The 20454-nt window shown below is 64.6% G+C and carries 19 protein-coding genes and 1 tRNA gene; 9 read left to right on the forward strand and 11 right to left on the reverse strand.

The annotated features are described in order from the left end of the window. Positions 1-2: 2 nt before the first annotated feature. A complete protein-coding gene (locus tag OMW55_RS13150; RefSeq protein WP_264883774.1) occupies positions 3-341 on the reverse strand; it encodes a P-II family nitrogen regulator in 339 nt (112 codons plus the stop codon). 77 nt (positions 342-418) lie between these two features. Here OMW55_RS13150 and OMW55_RS13155 point away from each other — a divergent pair, with 77 nt between their 5' ends. Then, entirely contained in the window at positions 419-1150 is a 732-nt protein-coding gene (locus tag OMW55_RS13155) for a phosphocholine cytidylyltransferase family protein (RefSeq protein WP_264883775.1), read from the forward strand. Positions 1151-1154: 4 nt separating this feature from the next. On the opposite strand, the gene map is transcribed toward OMW55_RS13155, so the two are convergent. Then, positions 1155-1982 (reverse strand): type I methionyl aminopeptidase, encoded by an 828-nt coding sequence (map, locus tag OMW55_RS13160; protein WP_264883776.1) that lies wholly within the window; start codon positions 1980-1982, stop codon positions 1155-1157. Between the two features lie 46 nt (positions 1983-2028). Between map and OMW55_RS13165 the strand changes: the two genes are divergently transcribed. Next, the gene (locus OMW55_RS13165) at positions 2029-2790 is read left to right on the forward strand and encodes a competence/damage-inducible protein A (RefSeq protein ID WP_264883778.1); all 762 of its coding nucleotides are present in this window, start codon (positions 2029-2031) and stop codon (positions 2788-2790) included. On the opposite strand, the gene OMW55_RS13170 is transcribed toward OMW55_RS13165, so the two are convergent. From OMW55_RS13170 to OMW55_RS13205, 8 genes are all read right to left on the reverse strand, one after another. Further along, positions 2763-3062: a hypothetical protein gene (locus OMW55_RS13170; RefSeq protein WP_264883780.1), complete on the reverse strand. Its 300-nt coding sequence runs from the start codon at positions 3060-3062 to the stop codon at positions 2763-2765. The two genes, OMW55_RS13165 and OMW55_RS13170, sit on opposite strands and share 28 nt — an antisense overlap. Continuing rightward, entirely contained in the window at positions 3052-3420 is a 369-nt protein-coding gene (locus OMW55_RS13175) for a DUF4440 domain-containing protein (protein WP_264883782.1), read from the reverse strand. The genes OMW55_RS13170 and OMW55_RS13175 overlap by 11 nt, the downstream gene beginning before the upstream one ends. A 239-nt stretch (positions 3421-3659) precedes the next feature. Next, a complete protein-coding gene (locus OMW55_RS13180; RefSeq protein ID WP_264883784.1) occupies positions 3660-5144 on the reverse strand; it encodes a lipopolysaccharide biosynthesis protein in 1485 nt (494 codons plus the stop codon). Positions 5145-5518: 374 nt separating this feature from the next. Continuing rightward, complete coding sequence (locus OMW55_RS13185) at positions 5519-6637, reverse strand: glycosyltransferase family 2 protein (protein ID WP_264883786.1); 1119 nt, start codon at positions 6635-6637, stop codon at positions 5519-5521. A gap of 124 nt (positions 6638-6761) precedes the next feature. Next, positions 6762-7889: a glycosyltransferase gene (locus tag OMW55_RS13190; RefSeq protein ID WP_264883787.1), complete on the reverse strand. Its 1128-nt coding sequence runs from the start codon at positions 7887-7889 to the stop codon at positions 6762-6764. Positions 7890-8666: 777 nt separating this feature from the next. Beyond that, a tRNA-Gly gene (locus OMW55_RS13195) sits at positions 8667-8740 on the reverse strand. A 103-nt stretch (positions 8741-8843) separates the two neighbouring features. Next, positions 8844-11420, reverse strand: a complete 2577-nt coding sequence (locus tag OMW55_RS13200) for a TonB-dependent receptor (protein ID WP_264883788.1) — start codon at positions 11418-11420, stop codon at positions 8844-8846. 195 nt (positions 11421-11615) lie between these two features. Continuing rightward, positions 11616-12284 (reverse strand): queuosine precursor transporter, encoded by a 669-nt coding sequence (locus OMW55_RS13205; RefSeq protein ID WP_264883789.1) that lies wholly within the window; start codon positions 12282-12284, stop codon positions 11616-11618. A gap of 77 nt (positions 12285-12361) precedes the next feature. Here OMW55_RS13205 and OMW55_RS13210 point away from each other — a divergent pair, with 77 nt between their 5' ends. The 6 genes from OMW55_RS13210 (at position 12362) to recA (ending at position 18408) form a co-directional block, all read left to right on the forward strand. Further along, positions 12362-13348, forward strand: a complete 987-nt coding sequence (locus tag OMW55_RS13210) for an adenosine kinase (RefSeq protein WP_264883791.1) — start codon at positions 12362-12364, stop codon at positions 13346-13348. After that, positions 13348-13917 (forward strand): LOG family protein, encoded by a 570-nt coding sequence (locus OMW55_RS13215; protein ID WP_264884015.1) that lies wholly within the window; start codon positions 13348-13350, stop codon positions 13915-13917. Before OMW55_RS13210 ends, OMW55_RS13215 begins: the two co-directional genes overlap by 1 nt. A gap of 22 nt (positions 13918-13939) precedes the next feature. After that, a complete protein-coding gene (locus OMW55_RS13220) occupies positions 13940-15265 on the forward strand; it encodes a NupC/NupG family nucleoside CNT transporter (RefSeq protein ID WP_264883793.1) in 1326 nt (441 codons plus the stop codon). A gap of 46 nt (positions 15266-15311) precedes the next feature. Beyond that, positions 15312-16262 (forward strand): isopenicillin N synthase family dioxygenase, encoded by a 951-nt coding sequence (locus OMW55_RS13225; protein ID WP_264883795.1) that lies wholly within the window; start codon positions 15312-15314, stop codon positions 16260-16262. An 83-nt stretch (positions 16263-16345) separates the two neighbouring features. Further along, the gene (locus OMW55_RS13230; protein WP_264883797.1) at positions 16346-17122 is read left to right on the forward strand and encodes a hypothetical protein; all 777 of its coding nucleotides are present in this window, start codon (positions 16346-16348) and stop codon (positions 17120-17122) included. Between the two features lie 215 nt (positions 17123-17337). After that, entirely contained in the window at positions 17338-18408 is a 1071-nt protein-coding gene (gene recA, locus OMW55_RS13235; protein WP_319950676.1) for a recombinase RecA, read from the forward strand. Positions 18409-18465: 57 nt separating this feature from the next. Here the strand turns inward: recA and OMW55_RS13240 are convergent, their stop codons facing one another. Then, positions 18466-19740: a multidrug effflux MFS transporter gene (locus OMW55_RS13240; protein WP_264883799.1), complete on the reverse strand. Its 1275-nt coding sequence runs from the start codon at positions 19738-19740 to the stop codon at positions 18466-18468. 89 nt (positions 19741-19829) lie between these two features. Here OMW55_RS13240 and OMW55_RS13245 point away from each other — a divergent pair, with 89 nt between their 5' ends. Further along, positions 19830-20453: a glutathione S-transferase family protein gene (locus OMW55_RS13245; protein WP_264883800.1), complete on the forward strand. Its 624-nt coding sequence runs from the start codon at positions 19830-19832 to the stop codon at positions 20451-20453. Position 20454 lies beyond the last annotated feature (1 nt).

Here is a 20454-nt window from a genome sequence, read left to right on the forward strand (position 1 = left end):
GCTCAGATCGCGTCCTGGCCCCGGTCACCAGTGCGGATGCGGATGGCGTCGGCCACGTCGGTGACGAAGATCTTGCCGTCCCCGATGCGGCCGGTGCGCGCGGCGTCGGTGATCGCGTCGACCACATTGTCGACCAGGCCGTTTTCGACCACCACCTCGACCTTCACCTTGGGCAGGAAGTCGATCACATACTCTGCCCCGCGATACAGTTCGGTATGGCCCTTCTGCCGGCCGAACCCCTTAACCTCGGTGACCGTCATGCCCGAAACTCCGACGTCATGGAGCGCGTCCTTCACGTCGTCGAGCTTGAACGGCTTGATGATCGCTTCGACTTTCTTCACCGGCCCGCGTCTCCTTGCATAGCGCACCATAGAGCGCGTCACCGGATTGCCGCAATTGGGCGGCAGCGGCTCCATGCATGAAGAAAGCCATTATCCTGTCCGCCGGGCAGGGCTCGCGTCTGGGCCAGCTGACCGTGGACCGGCCCAAGTGCCTGATCGACTTCGGCGGACGAACCTTGCTCGACCGGCAGCTCGACACGCTGGCGGCCAACGGGGTCGAGGAGGCGGTGGTGGTCACCGGCTTTCGCGACGTCCTAATCGAGGAAGCGCTGGAGCGGCGGCGGCAGGCGGGGCAGGGGCCGGCGACCCGGACCGTGTTCAACCCTTTTTACAAAGTCGCGGACAACACGGGCTCGCTCTACATGGCACGGGCCGAGCTGGCGGGTGACACATTGGTTTGGAACGGTGACACGATGGTCTCACGCAGCCTGATGGCCCGGGTCGTCTCAAACGACCGGCCGGGCATCTGCGTCACCATCGACCGCAAGGACGAATACGACAGGGACGACATGAAGGTGGTCGAGGAAGGCGGCCGCCTGCGCGCGATCGGCAAGCGCTTGACTGACGGCGTCAATGCCGAGTCGATCGGTCTGCTGGCGTTCCGCGCGGGTGGAGCGGAGCGGTTCCGCCAAGCGATCGAGGCTGCGATGCGCTCACCGGAGGGCACCACCATCTGGTACCTTCGAGTCATTCACCACCTCGCGCAAACGGACGAGGTCGGGACGCTCGACATCCGCGGCGAGGAGTGGGGCGAGGTCGACTTCCCGGAGGATGTGGAACGCGCGCGGGAGCTGGTGGCGGGCTGGTAGCCCGTCAGGCGTACGGCCGGTCTAGGCCAGCAGGGCTCAGCGTAAAGATCTCGCAGCCGTCCTCGGTGATGCCGATTGAATGCTCGAACTGTGCCGACAACTGACGGTCGCGAGTGACCGCCGTCCAGCCGTCGTCGAGGATCTTGGCGTCCGGCCGGCCGATGTTGATCATCGGCTCTACGGTGAAGATCATGCCGGGACGCAGCTGGGGGCCGGTGCCGGCGCGTCCGGCGTGGACCACTTCGGGGCTGTCGTGGAACAGCCGGCCGACGCCGTGGCCGCAGAAGTCGCGGACTACGGAGTAGCGGTGCTTTTCGGCATGGCGCTGGATGGCGGCGCTGATATCCCCCAAGCGGTTGCCGGGGCGGGCCTGCTCCAAGCCGATCATCAGGCACTCGTAGGCGGTGTCGACCAGCCGGCGCGCCTTCACGCCGACGTCGCCGACCAGGTACATGCGGCTGCTATCGCCATGCCAGCCGTCGACGATCGGGGTCACGTCGATGTTGACGATGTCACCGTCCTTGAGCGCCTTGTCGGCCGGAATGCCGTGGCAGATCACGTGGTTGATCGAGGTGCAGCAGCTGTGCGTGTAGCCGCGGTAGCCGAGCGTCGCGGGCGTTGCGCCCGCCCTGCGCATCTCGGAGAATACGAAATCGTCGATCGCCTGGGTGGTTACGCCCGGCTTCACTAGCTCCGCCAGACCATCAAGGATCTCGGCCGCCAGCCGGCCGGCGCGACGCATGCCCTCGAAGGCCTCGGGACCGTGCAACTTTATTACGCCGTTCTTGGCTTCGACCTGATCGTCGGCAGCGACGGTGATGTACTGGGTCATTCGGCCCATATAGTCGCCGCTTCCCAAAAAGGTTAGCCCCGCCCGCATGAACTCCGAGTCACGCACCTGGACCGCCGCCCTGCTGATCATAGGCGACGAGATCCTGTCCGGCCGCACCCAGGACAAGAATGTCGCCCAGATCGCCAGCTGGCTGAACGTGCAGGGTATCCGGCTGACGGAGGTGCGGGTGGTGCCCGACGTCGAGGAGCGAATCGTCGCGGCCGTGAACGACCTGCGGGGTGCTAGCGACTACCTCTTCACCACCGGCGGGATCGGTCCGACGCATGACGACATCACGGTGGATGCGATCGCCGTGGCCATCGGCGTGCCGGTGGTCGTTCACCCGGACGCCCGCGCTGCCCTGGAGCGATATTACGAGACCCGCGGCGGGCTGAATGACGCGCGGCTGCGGATGGCACGCGTGCCCGAGGGCGCCGAGCTGATCGCCAACCCGGTCAGCGGCGCGCCCGGCATCCGGCTTGGCAGCATCTTCATTCTCGCCGGAGTGCCGCACATCACCGCCGGCATGCTTGCGGGGCTCACCGGGCAGATCGAGGGCGGGCGACCGATCGTCAGCGTCACGGTCGGGGCCATGGCTCCGGAGAGCGAGGTGGCCGATCTACTGCGGGAGACCGAGCGGGCGAACGCCGGCGTCAGCATCGGCAGCTATCCCTTCTTCCGCGAAGGGCGGGTCGGGGCCAATTTCGTGGTTCGCGCGGAAGACGCCGATCTGGCGCAGCAGACCGCCGACCTGCTCGCCGCCAGCCTGGAAAGCGCTGGCTACCCGGCCGTGCCCGGCGGTATCTGAAGGCTTTCGAACCAGCCGGCGTAGGGCGTGTTGTGGGCGAGGTGGCGGTTCCAGTCGGGAGTGCCGTCCGTCCACCACGGCTCGCCGCGTTCGCCCAGCGCCCGCTTCGTCCGCTCCACCTCCGTCCGATCGCGGGTCCGCCGCGCCGTCATCAGCTCACGGACGAGTTTGTCCCGCTCCTCTGGCGCTAGCTGCGGGTTGCTGCACCGCCACAGCCGACCGCGAACTACGAAGTAGCGACCATCCGGGGTCGTCGGATACTCAGCCGGCATCCACCGCCATCTTCGGCGGCACCACCTGGCTGTGCTGTACCACCGTCCAGTCGTCGTGCCCGCGGCGCATCATGGTCGAACTGGCGTAACAACGGTAGGTCTCGTCACCCCGCTTGGCCTCGACCTGATAGCCGATCACGATCAGCCCTTCCTCGGGCCGCGAGACCTTCTGGTCAGAGAAACGCACTTCCTCCCACACCGGCGTGTTCTTCACTGCGGCCTTGGCGGCATCGCGCGAGAAGATGAACGGCTCGGCCGGAAGTGCCATCACCACGTTCTCGTCGACCAGGGTCTCGTAGACCTCGTCGCCGCCGTGCCAGAGCTTCTCTTCCATCTGCCAGATGCGAGCGTCTTCCATGTCCGTCTCTCCTCGGTTCGTTGCAATGGACAACGGAGCGAGCGGCGGTGGGTTGCCTTCCTCGCTGGCGGGCAGGGCGACGCGGGCACCGGCAGGCAGCCCAACGGACGACATGAGGACGCCTGTAAGTGAGCGGAGCCGGCAATGCGGCTTACGCGGAGCGGGCGCCGCCTTGCCCCCTCGCTGACCCTTCTGGCTGGAACTTGCCGACACTCAACAGCGCCAGCCAAGTACCAACTTTAGGTCGGCTGGCCGCCTATAATCCTGAGCCGTCCGGCACTCAGGAAATCGCGAAGAATCGATATTCCCTCGCGCACGAACGTACGACTGCTCTCATTCACCAACATGCAGAGCAAAGTGACGGCGTAAGCTGCGGTCCCCGCCGCAACGAGGAATGGAAGCGTGCCGGGTGTGTCGAAGGCACTTTGGAGCCAGACGAGTCCTGCGCCACAAATTCCGGTGGCCAGCAGGAAGGGAGCGAGAGCGAGAGACGCTTCGCGCAGCGAGACAGGACCCGTGCGGGTCGTGTACCACAGCATCGCTGGCGAGCGGACAAGTTCGCTGATGGCGAATGCGGCCGCGACACCCACTGCCCCCCATTTCAAGCCGATCACGAATGCGACAGAGGTGTAGAGGCTGGACACAACGCTGGACAGCATGGCTTCGCGAGAGCGACCCTGACTGACGAAGATCATGTTTAGCGGGCCGATCACCAGCTGCCCGAGTGAGGCGATTGCGAGCCATGAAAAGATGGGCGCGGCGCTTAGCCATTGTGAGCCGAGGACAAAGACCACGATCTGCGGAGCCGCAAATGCAAGCAGAAGCGTGCCCGGCACTGTAATGAAGAGCGACAGCTGGTAGCCCAGGATGAACAACCTGCGATGGCGCTCGGGCTCGCTCCTGCTTTGGCTCAGCATAGGCACGAGCAAGCGGAACAAAGGCATGTGGACGAACAGGGTAGGCAGAAGCACAACCTTGTAGGCGCGTTCGTAATAGCCGAGCGCAACGGCACCAATCCAACGTCCGATCAGGATCTTGTCGAGATTCTGCCCAAAGTAAGTGGCGAGGTTCGAAGCGGTAATATTGCCACCGAAAAAGAGCACGTCTTTGACACGCCCGAGTGGTGCCACACGCCCCGGTCGCCAGCCGCCAAGCGCCCAGGCAAGCAGACACATCGATGCGGTCGTGCCGAAGCTCAGCAGGAAGATCGCCCAGTAGGAGTGGAACAGGTAAGCCGTTAGAATGGCCAGCGCCGTACCGATCGCCAGCGACAGGAGATCAACGAGGGCAAGCCGTCCATACTCCATCTTCCGCATCAGCAGAATGATATGCTGCGAGGTGAGCGCGCCGACGATCATGAGCGCGCCGGAAGCCGCGGTTAAGCCCCTTACACGTGGTTCGTTGTAGAAAGCGGCGACGAGAGGCGAGACGGCGACCAGTAGCGCACCGACCAACACACCGATGGCCACGTTCGTCCAGAAAATGGTGCTCAGTTCCTCGTTGCTGACGCTCTCACGCTGCAGCACGGCCATGCCCAGGCCCGCCTGCTGAAAGATCGACGCAAACGCGATGATCGGGAAGACCATCGCCATCACTCCGAAATCCTCGGGCTTCAGCATTCGCGCCAGCACTACGATCGCCAGCACCTGGAGGACCGCTTTTGCAACCGTGCCGCCGCCGGTGACGATCGCACCGCGAACAGCAGTGTTTCGGTAGCTCGGCAATAGGCTTGCCGGCCCGGCGGCAGGCTCTTGCTGCTTTGGCCCGCTGGTTACTGAACTGTGGGTGATCGAAGCCTCCGGAGGAGCAAGGCGACCCTTGGGCCGAGGTTGTGTTATGTGGCGAGTGCTGGGTTGGGTGGAGGTGGTAGAAGCTTGAGAGTGGCTGAGCGCAGCCGCCTCGCTAACCGGTCCCGGGGCGAGGTACGCTCCACGGTATATCAGAGGTAGGGTACGGCGGTACAATCACGACAACAGCAAGATCCCCGGCTTAGGCCAGTTCGTCGCTCATATCTGCTCCCGGCAAGATGGCCGAGGCGCGTCAAACGGGAAGGAAGGTCGGCAGTTCCGCGGCGCCCTGTTTTGGCACGACTGCGTGGTTAGAGGGCTGGCTCATTTCCCTGATCATTCTTGCGATCGATCGGCCTGAGTTGCAGCGGGTTGTCGGTGTCGGCAGGGCTGCATGCCTCGGCCGGCTCGCCCGCAAGACGCAGGGTTTCGTGGAGCAAGCCGCGAAGCTCCGCGTCCTCGGCCGGTTCTTCAACCCGCCCCAATACCCGGTTCAACATGGTCTGAATCGGTGTTCGAAGGAGCGGGAGGGAGGACGGCCAGCGGGCGGCAATGCTGATTGCCCCCATGATGTCCTTGCTCCGTAATGACTCAACCAGCCGCAGATAGTTGCTCGCCCGCTGAAACGCTCGATAACGCTGAATCAACAGGGCACGTAGGGGATGGGATGTGAAATCGGCCAAAAGTCGGTCGCTCGCCTCCGCCAAGGCGGACACGTCCTTTGCCGTAATCTGCTGTGTCGAAGCATCCCGATGTTGTCGGTAGAAGTAGAAAGGCGACGCACAGACGCGAAGGGTCAATCCCTCCAGTAAGAGCCGCAGATAGAAGTCGTCGTCTTCCGCAAGCCGCAGACGCTCGTCATATCTTTGCGCCGTGCGTCGCACGGCTTCGGCTCGGAAAAGCGGCTTCAGCAGACCGTAATGCAGACTGCCGTGGAAGAACATGGTGTGGCGGAGATAATGCTCCGCATCGATCGTCAGGTCACCATGCAGCTTGAAGAACTTGTGGAGGGGACTGTCTGGACACGTGAATTCCACGATATTGTCGGAAACCATGTCGGCACCGTAGCGCTCGCCCAAGGTCACGAGGCGTTCCAGCCGGTCAGGCGCCATGAGATCGTCACTATCCAGGATGGCAATCCACCGTCCACGAGCCATTTCAAATGCGCGGTTGCGCGCAGCGCTCACCCCGGAGTTCCTGTTCATTCGGTGCACCTGCACCCGGCGGTCCCGTTCGGCTTCCCATTCCGCCAGCTTCAGCGTGGCATCAGTCGACCCGTCATCAATAACGAGCAACTCCCAGTCAGGAATGCTTTGCGCCAGCACGCTCCCCACGGCACTGCTGATGTGTGCTTCCGCGTTGTAAGCCGGAAGGACGATGCTGACGAGCGGCTCTCCACCAGCAGCAGAAGCGATCGGAGCCGGAGTCATCGGCGCGCTTCTGCCACACAGACCTCAGACCGGTGACCTGCCGAACCACGCAGGACAGCCGAGATGTGCCAATTTCTCATCGTGGAATGATTCCTAATCAGCGATAACTGCGGACGCGCAGCGATCAGCGGTCGGCAGACGCGAGTCGCTTCAACGCCTCCAAGTGATTACGGGCGGCGCCATCGGCGGTGAACCTTTGTTCAACAATGGTCGAGCCCTCTGCCGCCATTTCCCGCAGCCGATCCGGTTCCCGCAGATGCCGTTCGATCGCGCTCGCAAGGCCCCACTCGTCAGCAACGCCAACCAGATCTCCGAAGCGGCCAGCTTCGAGGATCTCCCTTGGCCCGGAGACACAGTCCGAAGCGATCACCGGAACACCAAGCAGCACAGCCTCACATAACGCGAGCGGAAACCCTTCCCAACGGCTCGGAAGGACAAAGAGATCAGCTTGGCTCATCAAGGTTTGAGGGTTCTGAACGAAGCCCAGGAACGACACCGACTTCGATACGCCCAGTTCTGCCGCGAGCCCGCTGAGCTCCGCCAAGGCCGGGCCCTCACCAGCGATAGATACTTGATGTGCGGGCGCGCCGTGCTTGAGAGCTAGCGCATGAGCCTTGATCAGGACGTCAAAGCCCTTCTGATCTGAGAGGCGCCCAACGGCCAGGAGGTTAGGCCCGCGCGGAAGGACAACAGCCGGTTCCTCCCTAGCACGCGCCTTGAGCAACGCCGGCTCGAAACCGTTCTCGACAACCCGGATCCGTTCTCGATCGATGCCAAGCTCCAGGAGACCCTCTACGAGGCCTTGAGCCACAGGAGTCAGCAAGCGCGCCCGCCGAAGGCAGGCAAGCACGTTGGCCCGATGCCGCGGCGTGCCGTGGTGCTGAAGCGCGGCTTCGACGTTACTGTGAACGGTTACTGCCAGCGGCCGCCGGGCAAGCCTGGAGAGCAGGGTCCCGATCAGCAATCCCGATGCGATTTCCCGACCCGCAACGATAATGTCGGCATTGCGGGCGGCGGTCCAACCTTGCCGAATGGAGTTAGGAGTCATCCAGCGTGCGCTGCGCACCTGCTTGTTAGCGACAATGGCCTGCAACTCGGCCGGGACGGATGCTCGCTCTCCTTCGTAGTGACCGGACACCAACAACAAGCGGACGTCCGCACCCATGGCCGACCACCGCCGCGCCCGGTCCATGGATACACGCAAGGCACCGTTTTCGTTGAGATCAGGCTCGACAAGGAGAATACGGAACATGCGTCACTTTCGCCCATGCACGGAAAGGATCCCGCCAAGATCCACATAGAGGTGCGGTGTCAGAATGCCGACGGCGAAGCCGGGCTCTACCCATCGCCATAGCTCTTGTGTGCGGCGGTCGTTCCATGGACGGACCATTTAAATAACCATGCCTGGACTTCAGGGCCGGAATGCACCGTCCTCCTGAGCTTTCTCGGCTACTTGGAGGCCCTGACCTGCTGATCGCAGCCGAGGACCAGGTGCATCTGTAGCAGGCCGCGGGCGACATGCGGAGCGGCGGGGGACAAGCAGCGGGGCCGATGCATTCCGGTCCCGCTATGCCTACAAGCAGACGCTCGGCGCTACTTGCCAGGGTTTAGCTCAATTCCGGCGATGATCCGCGCATAGAGGCCAGCGGCAAACAGTTTAAGTCGCACGGCAAAGTCCCGTGCGGATCCAACTCGGCCAGATCGGCTATGAGCCCTCAGGTGAACGAGGCCCTCGACGCTTCCGAAACCGGCGCAATTGGGACCACAGGTGGGCTGGTACGCGGCTCGCTGGATCGAGGTGTTCGACGGTTCTCGGGTATTCCTTACGCGGCACCGCCGGTAGGGGCCAGAGGCTTGGGACATGGTTCGGCCTTTCGGCTGCCGTCCGATGATCCTTGCTGCGGCGGACGATCGACGCCGGCCCGAGTCAGCCTGCCATTGGGTGTAACAAGCCGGTGCTACAGTCCGGCACCCTGCGGGAGTGCACTGAGACGCAGCAAAGGCAAAATTCCGAAACTTCTGGCCGAGGTGGAGCGGGTAGCGGGAATCGAACCCGCGCGTTCAGCTTGGGAAGCTGACAGGCTACCATTACATCATACCCGCGCATGGCTCACCAAGCGCCGGCCGGCCGATTGCCACAGGCGCGCACATAAGAAAAGGGGCGCCGCGGTTAACCCGCGACGCCCCGTTCCCTTGTGTGGCGAGCTTAGAAGCCGAGGGCCAGCGTCGCCTGGAAGGTGCGCGGTGCGCCAACCGAGAAGCGCGGTCCACCGGACAGCGTGTTCTGTGTGTTGATGTTGCCGAAGTAGTACTTGTCGAACAGGTTGATGACGCTGAAGCGCACGCTCGAGTTCTTCAGGTACTCGCCAAGGTCGTAGCGCAGGTCGCCGTCGACGGTCGTGTAGGCGTCGGTCCGGCCGCGATTGTCGATCGGCAGGTTGCCGACGTTCGCGATCGTGCCGACCCGGCCGTTGTCGTCGGTTGAGAAGCGCTTGCTGACATACTTGGTCTGCACGCCGAGCGACAGCGGACCGAAGTTTTTCTGCACGCGGCCACCGAAGGTCCACTTCGGCGTCTCGACGAACTCCGCGCCCTTGGTCAGCACGAACACGCAGGTGCTGCCCGACGTGGTGTTGGCAAGGCAGGCGGTGTTGCCGGCCGGGCCCAGGATGTTCTCCGCCAGCTTCGACTTGATGTACGAAGCATAGACATAGAGGCTGAGGTCGCGAACCGGCCGGTAGCTGACCTGCCCGTCCAGGCCGTAGGCCTTGGCGTCGCCCACGTTGCGGTCGACCGTCGAACCGAACGTCGGGCTGTTGGGATCGAGATCCTGGGCCGTCACGATGCGGTTCTTGTAGTCGACGTAGTAGCTCGCCAGCTGCGCCTGCAGACGGCCCGAGCGGAAGCGATAGCCCAGCTCGTAGCTGTTGGTCGTTTCCGGCGTCGGATCCAGCACCACCGAGCGGTACAGGTTGTCGGTCGAGGGCGAGGAGAAGTTCTTGCCGTAGCTGACGTATACGCTGTGGCCGCCCGAGAAGTCGTACGAGGCGCCGGCCGACGGCAGCAGCGGGCTGTACTTCACGGTCCGCTCAAAGGGCGCGAAGTAGCGCGTGCCCAGGCCCGCCTGCGGGTTGGTCGCGGTGAAGCCCGGCAGGATCGGGTTCGGGTTGCTGGTGCAGTACGGGTTGCCGGCGGTGACCGACGCGCCGCCGGCCGCACCGGTACCGGTGCCGCCGAACGTGTTGGAGCCGTTCGACGTGTAGCAATACTGGTTCAGCTCACGCTTGAACCAGGGCGCACGCAGGCCAGCCGTGAATGTCAGCTTGTCGTTCAGGAACCGGCCGAAATATTCAAAGCTCAGCTGCTGCAGCTGGGCGATCGACAGACGATCGCGGTTCTGCAGAGCCAGACCGTCGGCGGTGGTGACGCGGGCGTCCTCCGACTTCTTGCCGCCGAACACGCTGAGCGGATTGCCGTTCAGGTCGACGAAGCCGAACTCGCCGGTCTGGCGATGGTGGCCGCGATCAAACGTGTAGGCGACGCGCACGCGGTGTTGCGGGCTAATCTCGTACACCAGCGAGCTCAGCAGCGTGTAGCGGTTCGTGCGGGTGTTGCTCGGCTGGTAGAGCCGCACCGTGTCGAGGGTGTCGCCATCACCGTTTAGGTCGACGCCGACCTGCGTGGTCGCACCGCGCAGGCGGTTGTCGCGCTCGTTGATGGTGGTGGTGCCGCCGCCGTTCGCCAGCGTGAACTGGTAGCCGGGGTCGGCCGTGAAGATGAGGCCCGGTGCCAGCGTCAGCCGTAGCTGCCCACGCACGTTGCCGGTGTTCGACGGGTTGATGCGCAGGTTGTAATAGTTGGTGCAGGTCGACGGAGCGAGGCCGAAGACCGACGACCCAACAACGGACGTGGAGCCGTCGTTATCGGCGACACCGGCGGTCGGGATGTCGCGCGCGCACTGCTCGATGTTGTCGAAGTTGCGGTCGGCCAGGTAGTCGCTGACCAGGCCGTTGTTGTAGCTGTTGTTGCGATTGTAGTTGTAGTGGACGGCGATCGACGCGAAGTCGCCCGAAGTGCCGAGCGGCTGGTAGATGCGGGCGTTGGCCTGCCGCTTGCGCAGCTGGCCCGGGCCCTTGAACTTGTCGTAGCGCTGGTCGGAGCCGGCGATGAACGCGCGAGTGCCGAAGCTGGTGAACTCGCCCGTGTCGATCATCGCGAAGTAGCGGTGAAAGTCGAAGCTGCCGAAGCCAGCCTTGAACAGCCCACTGAAATCGGTCGACGGCACTCGCGTGCGATAGCTGACCACGCCGCCGGCGGCCGACGGGGTCGGGGAGTCGACGTCGGTGGTGCCGAGGTTCACCGACACCTGGTCGATGATTTCCTGGTCCATCTGCTGGTTGGAGAAGATCGCGTAGTTGCCGGTGTCGTTCAGCGGCAGGCCGTCGAACAGCAGGGCGACGCGGTTACCCGGAAAGCCGCGGATGCGGAGGTTGCCGCCCGACGAACCATACGGGTCGGTGTTGGTGAAGTTGACGCCCGGGACGAGGTTGATCGACTGCAGGATCGACTGACCCTCCGACTGCCGCACCAGCACTTCGTTGGTCAGGATGGAGCGCGTCTTGGGCACGTCCGGAACCACCACGCCGCCGACGCCGCGGTTACGGGTGCCGGTGACAACGACGGTCGCCGACTCTTCGGTCGTGGTCGTACCGGTCGACTGGGCGTAAGCGGTGGTCGGAAACACGGCCAGCGCACAGGTGGTCAAAAGAAGCGTCTTCTTCACGGCGGAGCAGTCCTCGATTGGCAGGGAAAACCCGATGCGTTCTGGGTCGAGGGGGCCGCTAAGCTCGGTTTGCGACAGAAGGGTGACTCTCCTGCGGGAGATCACCTTGTCCGTAACCGATGTTGCAGAAAAACAACGAAGCCGGTCGCCACCCCCGCGACTCGCGGCTGCCTAGAGCAGCTTAACCGGCTGTAATCAAGCCGAGGTCCGGTCCAGCCGGTGTCCCAAACTGACAAAGAGGTAAATGAGTGGCGGAACGAGCACAATCGACAGTGTCACCTTTGCCAGCATCTGCCCAAGCAGCAATTCGCCGATCGGGAACACGCCGTAGAAAGCGATGCCGATGAAGATCAGGGTGTCGACAATCTGACTCAGCGCCGAGGCTACGGCCGAGCGCAACCAAAGCAGGCGCGAGCCCTCGCTGCCCTTTAGGCGGGTGAAGATGGTGACGTTGAGGAGGGTCGATATACCGTAGGCCACAATGCCGCCGAGCCAGATGCGGGGCGTGCCGTTCATCATGGTCTCGAACGCGGACAGCCGGGCCGGGTCCATGTCGGCGGCGGGCGGAACGGCGAGCACCAGGATCGTCAGCCCAAGGCTGACCAGCAGCGGAATGAAGCCCCACAGCACCAGCCGGTTGGCGGTGTTGCGACCGTGCAACTCCGCGATGGAGGAACTGGTCACCACCAGGAGCAGGAAGGCGAAAATGCCGGCTTCCACCGCCAAGGGGCCGAGCGCGACCTGCTTGTTGCCGAGCACGCCGGCGATGCACACCATGCCGCCATAGAAGATGGAGAACAGGAACAGCGAGCGCGAGATGGCGGGCGGCTGGGAGGTGGCGTTGGCGGCGGCGGTCGTGTCCATGGGCGCGGTGGCGTAACGGCTTGAGCGGCAATGGCAAGATTGACGGTTCGCCCCGCCACCCGTAACCGCGCCCGCCAATGTCTTCCCGCCGCTTCGACGTGCTCGCCATGGGCGATGCGATTGTTGACGTCATCGCCACGTGCGACGACGGCTTTCTGCTTGCGCATGGCCTGCCCAAAGGCTCCATGCAGCTGCTGTCCACCGAACAAGCGGACAAGTTGTACAACGCGATGGGTTCAGCGCGGGAGACCAGCGGCGGGTCGGCCGCCAACACCATGGCCGGAGTTGCGGCGATGGGCGGCCGCGCGGCGTTCGTGGGCCAGGTCGCAAGCGACCAGCTCGGCGCCATCTTTGCCCACGACATGCGGGCGCTTGGGGTGACGTTCGAGACGCCGGCTCTGGCGAACGGCCACCCAACCGGACGCTGCCTGATCCTGGTCACGCCGGACGCCCAGCGGACCATGAACACCTGTCCAGGCGCCGCGCACCAACTCGCGCCCGCCGCCCTGGACGAGGCCGCCATCCGTGACGCCGCCATCCTCTATCTCGAGGGTTACTTGTTCGGCCCCGAACTGCCCCGCAGCGCCATGCATCGCGCGGTTGGGATCGCCCGCAAGGCCGGCAACCAGGTCGCCTTCACCTTGAGTGAAAGCGTCTGCCTGCCGGGCCGCAAGGAAGGGCTGCAGGCGATGATCGCTGAGGGCGGCATCGACCTCATCTTCGCCAACGAGGCCGAGGTGCAGCAGCTGACCGGCCGAGGCGACCTCGACGGCGCCATTGCCGAGATCACCTCTCAAGTACCGACTCTGGTGGTCACCCGCGGCGAGCATGGTGCGCTTGCGGTCGAGCGGGGCGAACGGACGGACGTGCCGGCCATTGCCGTGCAGAAGGTGGTCGACACCACTGGCGCTGGCGACTTGTTCGCCGCTGGCTTTCTCACCGCGCGGGCCATGGGCCACGGCATCGATCGCCAGCTGATGACTGGCGCCATCGCGGCCGCCGAAGTCATCGGCCATTTCGGCGCGCGGCCGATGAGTGATCTGAAGCAGCTGGTGAAGCTGTGATCCGCCGAGTCGCCGTCTACTGCGGCTCCGCCATGGGCGTGGAGCCCGCGTTCGCTGACATGGCGCGGGCGCTGGCCGACGAGATGGTGCGTCGCCGCATCGGCCTCGTCTACGGCGGTGGCCGGCTGGGGTTAATGGGCGTGGTCGCGGATGCGGTGCTGGCCGGGGGCGGCGAGGTGCACGGCGTGATCCCGCAGGCGCTCGTCGACAAGGAAGTGGCGCACACCGGCTGCACCAGCCTGTACACGGTGGCCGGCATGCACGAGCGCAAGGCGAAGATGACGGAGCTGTGCGACGGCTTCGTCGCGCTGCCCGGCGGCATCGGAACGCTCGACGAACTGTTCGAGGCATGGACGTGGAACGCGCTCGGCTACCATGCAAAGCCCTTCTGCCTGCTGGACGTGAACGGCTTCTGGAGCGGGTTATCGGGGTTCATGGACCATGTTTCAGCAAGTGGCTTCTTGAGCGCGGATCGGCGTGCGCAGTTGCTGGAGGCGACCGATCCAGCTGGAGCCCTGGACAGGCTGGACGCGGCCGCGCGAACCGCTACGCAAGGCATGGTCTGGTAGGGCCGGGGAGGGCCGCACACGCATGAACCACCTGTTCGGCCTCGTCGGGGTCGCGGCTATCCTGCTGCTCGCATTCCTGCTGTCGAATGATCGACGGGCGATCCGGCCGCGCGTGGTTGGCGCCGCGTTCGCGCTGCAGTCGGTAATCGCCTTCCTGGTGCTCTACACGCCCTGGGGCCGCGCGGGCATTGAGGGCATGTCCCGCGGCGTCGCCAACTTGCTCGGCTATGCGGGCGAAGGGACCCAATTCCTGTTCGGTCCTTCGGAAAAGAACCCACTGGCGCAGACCTTTGCCCTTGGTGCCCTGCCGGTGATCATCTTCTTCGCCGCGCTGGTTTCGATCCTCTACTATCTCGGCATCATGCAGCGGGTGGTGCGCTGGGTCGGTGGCGCGATCGGCTGGATCACGGGCATCGGCCGGGTCGAGGCGCTGGGCAGTGCGGCCAACATCTTCGTCGGCCAGTCGGAAAGTCCGCTGGTGGTCCGGCCCTATCTCGCCGCGCTGCCGCCGGCCAAGATTTTCACCTTGATGACGGTCGGCATGGCTGGCGTCGCGGGCACCATCCTGGCGGCCTATGCGACCCTGCTCGGGCCACAATACCTGCCCTTTCTTCTGGCCGCCGCCTTCATGTCGGCGCCAGGCGGCATCCTGATGGCCAAAATCATCATGCCGGATCCTCGCGATGATGTGGGTGCGGGGCCTGAGCGCGTTGAATTGCCGGAAGGTCGGATCAGCGCGCAGGGGCCTGCCGCACTGCTGCCCGAAGGGCGCAAGCCCGCGGAAACGGTTGAGATCGCCGAGACCTTCGAAGAGGGCGAGAAGCCGGCCAACATCATCATGGCCGCGGCCCAGGGCGCGCAGACCGGCGTCAAGCTGGCGGTGGCGGTCGGGGCCATGGTGCTGGCGTTCGTGGCACTGGTGGCGCTGGCGAATGGCCTGCTCGGCGGGGTGGGCGGCTGGTTCGGAGTGCCCGACCTCAGCTTCCAGCGGCTGGTCGGCTACCTATTCCAACCCTTCATGTTCCTGATCGGGGTGCCGTGGAACGAGGCGGGCGTCGCGGGCGGCCTGTTCGGGACCAAGATCGTCCTCAACGAATTCGTCGCCTTTATCGACCTCGGCAACGCCCAGGGCGCAGCCGCGGCGCTCAGCGCGCGCAGCCGGGCGATCGTTACCTTCGCTTTGTGCGGCTTTGCCAATTTCAGCTCCATCGCCATCCAGATGGCGGTGACCGGCGGCCTCGCGCCCAACCAGCGCCCGGTCATCGCGCGGCTCGGCATCCGTGCGCTGATCGCCGGGAGCCTCGCCAACCTGATGAGCGCCGCGCTGGCGGGTATCATGATGCCTTGACCTCGCTCAATTGCGAGCCAGTTCCCTTGCGCGTAAGGCCGTTCCCATGAGCACCGACCTCCTGACTCCCGACAAGATCGCTTCCGTTTCCCTGGCCGAGGCCGATCGCGACCCCGACGCCTTTGCGCAGGAGCTGGGCCACAGCTTCGAGGAATATGGCTTCGCGGTGATCGCCGACCACGGCATCCCACAGGAACTGATCGACCGCGCCGAGGAGCAGGCCAAGGCGTTCTTTGCACTGCCCGAAGAGATAAAGAAGAAGTACGCTCTGGGGCAGGGCGGAGCACGCGGCTACACGCCGTTCGGCATTGAGACCGCCAAGGGCCATAAGGCGCACGACCTCAAGGAATTTTGGCACGTCGGCCGGGAACTTGCCGCGGGTCACCAGTTCCGTGAGGTCATGGATGACAACGTGTGGCCAGCCGAAGTGCCCGGCTTCAAGGCGACCTTCTTGGAGCTCTACGACACCTTCGACCGGACCGGCCTCAAGGTGCTGTCCGCGATCGCCCGCTATCTCGGGATGGACGAAGATTACTTCCGCGACACGGTCCGCGACGGCAATTCAGTGCTGCGCCTGCTGCATTATCCGCCCCAGACCGAGCCGACCGGCGAGCACATCCGTGCCGGCGCGCACGAGGACATCAATACCATCACCCTGCTGCTCGGTGCGGAAGAAGCTGGGCTGGAGTTGCTGACCAAGGACGGCCGGTGGATCCCGGTGTCGCCCAAACCCGGCCAGCTGGTGATCAACATCGGCGATATGCTGCAACGGCTGACCAACGGGAAGCTGCGCTCGACCTCGCATCGGGTGGTCAACCCGTCGCCCGACCGCGCGTCGAACGCGCGCTATTCCATGCCCTTCTTCCTGCACTTCCGGCCCGACTTCACCATCGAAGCATTGCCTGGCACCGTGCCAGCCGGCGAGCAGCCGAAGTGGCCACCGATCAGCAGCCACGACTACCTCCTAGAGCGGCTGCGCGAGATCAAGCTCACCTGAGGCTAGCCCGACGGCCAGGCTCCTGATAGTTTCGCCTGGGCAACGGATCCTCATTCCGTTCTGGGCGAACAGGGGTGACCGCCATGGGCGAGGTGTCAAGCGTCGAGGTTCGCGCGGTGAGCGCGCAGCGGCAAGGGCGGCAGTTGGGTCTGCCCCTGCTCGTCGCCAGCGCGACCATCCCCCTTGGGCTGGTGCTGTTCGCCACCTTCGGCCTCGCCATTCCGCCCCGCATGATCCTCGGCGACCCGGCGACCTTCACAGAGCAGCCTTCCTACCTCGGCCTGGTCTCGGACATGGGTTTCCTCGGCTGGTGGACCGCCGCCGTCGCCTGCCTGCTGGCCTGGTCGGTCGATGCGCCGTCCCGCTTGAGGCCGGTGCTGCTTGCGGGCGGGCTGCTCTCCGCGATCCTTTGCCTCGACGACCTGATGCTGCTGCACGAATGGCTCGGTGAGAAGCCGTTCTTCCTGTTCTACGCGATCGCATCGATCACCTACGTCTGGCGCTATCGCGCGGTGCATCGCCAGGTAGGGCCCGCACTGCTCGCCGGCGCGCTCGTGCTCCTGGCGACCAGCCTCGGCGTGGACGCGATGCGCGATCTTTATGAGCACATTGGGCCGACGCTGGACCGGCTGGCCGGATCGATGCTGCACATCGACCTTGCCAGCCTGGGCCAGGGCCGCGCCGCGCCGATCGACACCTGGCGCTCCCGGCAGGGAGGGGATCCGATGAACATGTCGCTCGACGACCTGCGCCGGATCGTCGAGGACGGCACCAAGTTCGCCGGCATCGTCACCTGGGCCGCTTACCATGTCGTCCTGGCACGCTTCAGCCTCACCGAGCGGCGCACGGCGGCCCTCTGAGCGGCCGCCTTCAGCCGCCGCGCCGCGGATGAGCTTGCAGCTGGATTGGCCCTTGCGGGGCGGCTCCTGCGCGCTACACAGGTGCGGCTCGGCCAACTAATTGCCAGGCTTTCCTTCTCTATCTTGCGTTCTTCTCTTGTTCTACAAGAACGTAAAGAGTACATCCGGTCCGAAGCGGAGTGTTTTCGCGAAGAGCGGTTTGAGAGGATGAGGGCATGGCATCGCAGCTGAAGGTCGTTGGAATGGGTGGGGATGTGGTGACCACGGATCGTCAAAAGGCGCTTGAAGCAGCGCTGGCGCAAATCGATCGCGCATTCGGCAAGGGCTCGGCAATGAAGCTGGGCAGCCGCGAGAAGATCGAGATCGACACCATCTCAACCGGCTCGCTGGGCCTGGACATCGCGCTGGGCGTCGGCGGCATTCCGCGCGGCCGAATCATCGAGATCTACGGGCCGGAAAGCTCGGGCAAGACGACGCTTGCGCTGCACGCCATTGCGGAAGCGCAGAAGACCGGCGGCACCGCAGCGTTTGTTGACGCCGAACATGCGCTGGACCCGGTCTACGCCAAGAAGCTGGGCGTCAACATCGACGAGCTGATCGTGTCGCAGCCCGACACGGGTGAGCAGGCGCTGGAGATCGTCGACACGCTGGTCCGCTCCAACGCGATTGATGTGCTGGTGGTCGACTCCGTCGCCGCGCTGGTTCCCCGAGCCGAGATCGAGGGCGAGATGGGCGACAGCCACGTCGGCCTGCAGGCTCGCCTGATGAGCCAAGCGCTGCGCAAGCTGACTGGCTCGATCAACCGGTCGCAGTGCACCGTCATCTTCATCAACCAGGTCCGGATGAAGATCGGCGTCATGTACGGCAACCCGGAGACGACGACTGGCGGTAATGCGCTGAAGTTCTACGCGTCGGTCCGCCTCGACATCCGCCGCACCGGTCAGATCAAGGACAAGGACGATATCGTCGGCAACGCCACCCGGGTGAAGGTGGTCAAGAACAAGGTCGCGCCGCCGTTCAAGCAGGTCGAGTTCGACATCATGTACGGCGAGGGCGTCAGCAAGGTCGGTGAAATCCTGGACCTTGGCGTCAAGGCGGGTCTGATCGACAAGTCGGGCGCCTGGTTCAGCTACGACTCGACCCGCATCGGCCAGGGCCGCGAGAACGCCAAGCAGTACCTCAAGGACAATCCCGAGATGGCGCAGCGGATCGAGAACTCGATCCGCGGCCGCAAGGACGAGGTCGGTGAGGCACTGATGGTCGGACCTGACGCCGACGACGCCTGAGCTTCCTCCCGGTACTTGAATAGGTCGGCGTGCTCGGAAGAGCGCGCCGGCCTTGCTTCATTCTGCGGGAGCGACTTTGGCGCCCACGGCTGCAGGTTCGCGGGGCAGTCGCTCGAACAGCCTTCGCGGTTCCGTCGCCACCACTAGTGCCGCTCCGACCAGTCCGCAGGCGGCGAGGCCATACAGGAATGGCAGCTGGGTACCGTCGAACTGCTGGCCAATGGCAAAGCCCGCGACGGCAGCGATCACCGTCCCGACCACACCTTGGATTGACGAGGCCATGCCCGCGATCGGCGCCATCTTCTCCATCGCCAGCGTATTCAGGTTGGATGAAGTGAATGCGAAGCTAGCCATCGTCAGCCCTTGCAGGATGACGAATTCGGTCAGCCCCTCTGGCCATAAAGTCGCGGCTCCGGCGTGAATGCAGGTGATCGCGACAAACGCCGCCACCCCGAGATGCCCTACCCGCCGCAGCCCGAACCGCCCGACAAAGCGGCTATTCAGCCACGCAGCCAGCGCCATCGGTGCGGCGACGGCGCCGAACACCAGCCCGATCCGGTTGGGTGCGTGAAAGGCGTCGAACACGATCTGCTGAATGGACGAGATATAGGCAACCAGGCCGGAGAAGGTGGCGGTCTGCGCCAACGTGTAGCCGAGCGACTGCCGCTCGGTCAGAACGGAGCGCGCAGCGGTGAGCAGCTCGCCTAGCTGAAGGCTCCGGCGGTAATCCTCGTGCAGGGTCTCGGGCAGGCGGAAGAAGCTCCACAGGCCCATGATCAAGCCGTAACCCGCCAATACCCAGAAGATCGCTTGCCACGGCCCAACCGTCAGGATCGCCTGGCCGATGCTGGGCGCCAGCACGGGCACGAGCATGAACACCATGAAGGTCAGGCTCATGACCCGCGCCATCGCCTCGCCTTCGAACAGGTCGCGGACCATCGCCACGACCAGCACGCGCGTCACGGCAGCCGACGCACCCTGCAGCAGGCGGCCGGCGATCAGCACCTCGAAGGAGGGCGCAACCGAACACAGGGCGGCGAACAGGGTATAAAAGGCGATCCCCGCCGTGAGGATCGGCTTGCGGCCGAAGCGATCGGCAAGCGGCCCCCACAACAGCTGCCCCACGCCAAAGCCAAACGTGTAGACGACTATGACCAATTGCCGCCGGTTCTCCTCGGTCACGCCAAGATGCGTGCCGATGTCCGGCAGCGCCGGGATCATGGCATCGATGGCGATGGCGTTGAGCGCCATGAGGCCGGCCAGCAAGGCGACCGTCTCACGCGCGCCGGGGCGCGGCCCGTCGCCGGGCAGATGGGCAAGGTTGATTGGCATGGAAGATTGCTTGACGCGTTGGCGCAGCGGAGGTTCCGCCGCAAGAGTGTGGCTGGCGCCGATCGTCACTCCATGCGACATTCCGCGGCATGATCGTCGTCCATCATCTGGAGAACAGCCGTTCCCAGCGCATCTTGTGGCTGCTGGAAGAATTGGAGCTGCCCTACACCGTGAAACGCTACCAGCGTGATCCGCGCACCATGCTGGCTCCACCCGAACTCCGCCGGGTCCATCCCCTCGGCAAGTCACCGGTGATCCAGGACGACAAATGGGTGATCGCGGAGAGCGGGGCGGTTGTCGAATATCTGGTGGACAAGGCGGGCGGACGATTGGGCGCACCGACCGACCCTTGCGGCAAGCTGCGCTACCGCCAGTTCCTCCATTATGCCGAAGGCTCGCTGATGCCGCCGCTGCTTGCGCTGCTTGTGATCGGCCGCCTGGGCCTGCTTGGCCGTCCGGCGCGCAAGCCGATGCTGAAAATGATCGATCGGCACCTCGAATATATCGATCAGGAGCTGTCGGGCCGGCCGTTCTTCGCCGGCGACGAGCTGACGGGCGCGGACATCATGATGAGCTTTCCGCTCGAGGCGGCCCGCAAGCGCGCAGGCCTCGACGCGCGGCGGCGGCACATCTGGGCCTGGCTGGAGCGGATCCACGAACGCCCGGCATACCAGCGGGCGCTCAAAAACGGCGGACCCTACCTCTATGCTTGAA

The sequence above is a fragment of the Sphingomonas arvum genome, from assembly GCF_026013565.1.
Classification (GTDB): Bacteria; Pseudomonadota; Alphaproteobacteria; order Sphingomonadales; family Sphingomonadaceae; genus Sphingomicrobium; species Sphingomicrobium arvum.

Bases quoted from the DNA above. Each gene is read 5' to 3' on its own strand.
- OMW55_RS13155 (WP_264883775.1), top strand. From the start codon at position 419: ATGAAGAAAGCCATTATCCTGTCCGCCGGGCAGGGCTCGCGTCTGGGC.
- map (WP_264883776.1), bottom strand. From the start codon at position 1,982: ATGACCCAGTACATCACCGTCGCTGCCGACGATCAGGTCGAAGCCAAG.
- OMW55_RS13165 (WP_264883778.1), top strand. From the start codon at position 2,029: ATGAACTCCGAGTCACGCACCTGGACCGCCGCCCTGCTGATCATAGGC.
- OMW55_RS13170 (WP_264883780.1), bottom strand. From the start codon at position 3,062: ATGCCGGCTGAGTATCCGACGACCCCGGATGGTCGCTACTTCGTAGTT.
- OMW55_RS13175 (WP_264883782.1), bottom strand. From the start codon at position 3,420: ATGGAAGACGCTCGCATCTGGCAGATGGAAGAGAAGCTCTGGCACGGC.
- OMW55_RS13185 (WP_264883786.1), bottom strand. From the start codon at position 6,637: ATGACTCCGGCTCCGATCGCTTCTGCTGCTGGTGGAGAGCCGCTCGTC.
- OMW55_RS13190 (WP_264883787.1), bottom strand. From the start codon at position 7,889: ATGTTCCGTATTCTCCTTGTCGAGCCTGATCTCAACGAAAACGGTGCC.
- OMW55_RS13205 (WP_264883789.1), bottom strand. From the start codon at position 12,284: ATGGACACGACCGCCGCCGCCAACGCCACCTCCCAGCCGCCCGCCATC.
- OMW55_RS13210 (WP_264883791.1), top strand. From the start codon at position 12,362: ATGTCTTCCCGCCGCTTCGACGTGCTCGCCATGGGCGATGCGATTGTT.
- OMW55_RS13220 (WP_264883793.1), top strand. From the start codon at position 13,940: ATGAACCACCTGTTCGGCCTCGTCGGGGTCGCGGCTATCCTGCTGCTC.
- OMW55_RS13225 (WP_264883795.1), top strand. From the start codon at position 15,312: ATGAGCACCGACCTCCTGACTCCCGACAAGATCGCTTCCGTTTCCCTG.
- OMW55_RS13230 (WP_264883797.1), top strand. From the start codon at position 16,346: ATGGGCGAGGTGTCAAGCGTCGAGGTTCGCGCGGTGAGCGCGCAGCGG.
- recA (WP_319950676.1), top strand. From the start codon at position 17,338: ATGGCATCGCAGCTGAAGGTCGTTGGAATGGGTGGGGATGTGGTGACC.
- OMW55_RS13240 (WP_264883799.1), bottom strand. From the start codon at position 19,740: ATGCCAATCAACCTTGCCCATCTGCCCGGCGACGGGCCGCGCCCCGGC.
- OMW55_RS13245 (WP_264883800.1), top strand. From the start codon at position 19,830: ATGATCGTCGTCCATCATCTGGAGAACAGCCGTTCCCAGCGCATCTTG.